The 2,786-nt window shown below is 66.1% G+C and carries 1 protein-coding gene and 2 pseudogenes; all 3 read left to right on the forward strand.

Features of this window, described 5'->3' with window-relative positions; all coding sequences use genetic code 11:
- Positions 1–792: 792 nt before the first annotated feature.
- Positions 793–1,156 (forward strand): annotated as a pseudogene (locus tag ACH4C6_RS33935) (transposase); the annotation flags it as partial.
- Between the two features lie 189 nt (positions 1,157–1,345).
- Positions 1,346–2,017, forward strand: coding sequence for a DUF6192 family protein (locus tag ACH4C6_RS33940; RefSeq protein ID WP_398112523.1), 672 nt, complete (start codon positions 1,346–1,348; stop codon positions 2,015–2,017).
- Positions 2,018–2,526: 509 nt separating this feature from the next.
- Positions 2,527–2,688, forward strand: a pseudogene (locus tag ACH4C6_RS33945) (transposase); the annotation flags it as partial.
- Between the last annotated feature and the right edge of the window lie 98 nt (positions 2,689–2,786).

Here is a 2,786-nt window from a genome sequence, read left to right on the forward strand (position 1 = left end):
CTCCCGAGTGCCTCGCCCAATCCGTATCCGTCGGCTCTGCTCCCGGCTGATGCATTCCATATTTATGCGCCTCCCGGTGGTCAGCCTTCAACGTCGGCGGCTGTCAGGGTGGGGAAGCGAAAGTCGACCTGGGCTCCGTCGGATGACTACTCGGGGTATCAGCCGTCTCCGGGAACACCCTCCTTTTCTGCTGTGGCGGCGTCGGAAACCCCCGGGTTCGGGCAAGCTGACATGGACATCGACATGGAAAGCGGCAGCCCCGGCCACGGCTCTCGAACCTCGATTAAGCCCTCCCCAAAAAAGCGCAGACGATAGGCGAGATTTCTCACACCGAGAACCCTCAGCGGAGTTGACATGCGAAAGACCGCTGCCTCGCATGAGGTGGCGGTCATGTCGCACGGTGGTGCCGCGCGAGGGTAGAAACCAAACGAGAGTTCCAACCGACTCTGACAAGCCCTTTGACATGCCGGCGGGTGATCAGAACAGAAAGTGCCCAGCTCACGTGGCTGCGCAACCCGCTTCCGCGCGACGCAGCTGGTGGCTCGATGTCCGCCGTACTCGGCGACGCCCCGTCCGGATGCCAGCGGCGGGATTCCGCATCGCGGTGCGCGCAAACGGTCATGCGGCCGGTCAGCGCTTCGATTCTCGCAATATCGCCGGTCAGCGTGATCTGGGGGCCAGTAGATTTGGGAGAGAACGCAGAGGTCGGCGTTGAGAACCAACTGTGGAATATAGCAGGTCATCTCATTTGTCCGTTCGATAACCTGTGGCCGTGGGGATCGTTGAGCGGTTGTGTCGGACGAGCTGTGGGAGTTGTTCCAGCGGGTGGTGCCGGAAACGCCGACTCGTCCGCAGGGCGGCGGCCGGCGCCAGCACGGAGACAGGGAAGTGCTGGCCGCGAACGTGTTCGTCGCGACGTCGGGCTGCACCTGGCAGCAGTTGCCGTCCGCTTCGTTCGGGCTGTCGGGGGCCACAGCTCACCGGCGGTTCACAGAGTGGTCGAAGGCCCGGGGGTGGGCCAAGCTCCACCGTCTGGTCCTGGACGAACTCGGGATCCGCGGCGAGCTGGACTGGTCCTGCTGCGCGATCGACTCCGTGAACATGCGAGCCTGAAAAGGGGGAGCTGACAGGCGCGAATTCTGCGGACCGGGGTAGGTGTCTGATTGGAATACCTGGTCGTGGCGCTTGAGCGCCGTGATGCTGGCGCTATGGGCTCGGGCGGGGTGGTGCGGCGGTATTGCCCGGAGTGTGGGGTGCCGCTGCCGCCGACGATGTCGGCGGCAGCGGTGTTCTGTTCGGGTAGGCGCAGGTCAAGAGGGTAGCGAGCCTTGCAGCACGACCGTCGGTGGGTGGCGGAGATGCAGCGGGGCAGAGAGCGTTCTGCCCGGTCTGCCGGCGTCAGTGGACGGTCGGGGTCGAGCTGCATAGATCGGCCCTGGTCGGGCAGCAGGTCGACAATCCGGTCTCGGCCGAGGAAAAGGTCCGGGCGGTCAAGGACCTGACCCGTGACGACTGTGTCGCCGAACAGGTGACGGCCTCTCTGCTCGCCCGTCCCGTAACCGCCCAGAGCATGTCGGCCGCCGAGCGGGTCAGGGTCGTCAAGGAACTCACCCGCGACGACGAGGTCGCCACATCGGTCACCTCCGAACTGCTGCAACGTCCCCGCGTCGCCCGGCAGGCGATGCGCAACGACGACGTCCGTTTCACCGTCAACCGGGCCCAGTTCGACAACTCCGAACAGGCCCGCGAGCAGATCCGCGAACGCATGCCCTCGGTCCGCAAGATCGAGCACGCCATGGAATACCTCGACCTGGTCGGCTCCGCCCACCAGTACGTCGCCACGCTGGGCTGGCTCGTTCCGCGGCTGCGGGGCCAGGAGTTCAGTGACGACGAACGCGAGACGATCCGTCGTTCGATCGCCAGGGTCCGGGGTGCCGTCGACTGGCTGGAGCCCGCGCTGGAGACAGGCATGGTCACCCTGGACGAGCAGCTCGCCCAGCTCCTCAAAGGCGAGTGAAGGCGGTGTCCGCCGCACCCGCGGTCGCAGTCAGGCCCGGCCGTTGTCCGTGCACTACGGCGACCTGGTCCGCGTCTCGCTCATGGAAGCCAGACCATCAGGACTGCAGACCAAGCAATTGGTAGCAGCCACTCGTCTGTCCCAGTCGCAGGTCGCCCGGGGAGTCCGTCACCTGCGCGACGTCGGAGCCTAGAAGCACCTGACCCCGATCATCTGGCGCCGCAAGGACGGCTATCCCTTCTCCGAGGAATCGGCCGACTGGATTGAATACGAGAAGAAGCAGTTCCGCCTCGTCCTGGGCCGCCTCACCCGGTTGATCACGGGGACACTCGACCCGCACCTGGCACGGCATCCCGACGACGAGTGGGCTCATCCCGCATCCGCCCAGCTCACCGGTGTTCGCGCCACTCTCGCCCAGCTCTCCAAATGACCCCGGACCTCCTCCCACACCAGCTTCGACGACCCGCCGGCGCCGCTATCCCTCCGACACCTCTGTCGCGGAGTGGGCGCTGATCGAACCGCTGCTTCCCCGGCCGGCCTGCCAGACCAAAACGGGCGGCCGGCCGGAGAAGTGGCCACGGCGCGACACCGGCGACGCCATTCGCTATCTCGTCGACAACGGCGTGAAGTGGCGGGCCCTGCCCGCGGACTATCCGCCCTGGCAGACGGTCTAGCCTCGAAGTTTCGTGACGGGCCGCCGACGGAGTCGGTGGCCCGTCTTCATGCCGTGAGTTGAGTCCGTGCAGGCCGAGGGCCCGAGTGTCGTCTC

Source organism: Streptomyces sp. NPDC017943 (assembly GCF_044328425.1).
Taxonomy (GTDB): Bacteria; Actinomycetota; Actinomycetes; order Streptomycetales; family Streptomycetaceae; genus Streptomyces; species Streptomyces djakartensis_A.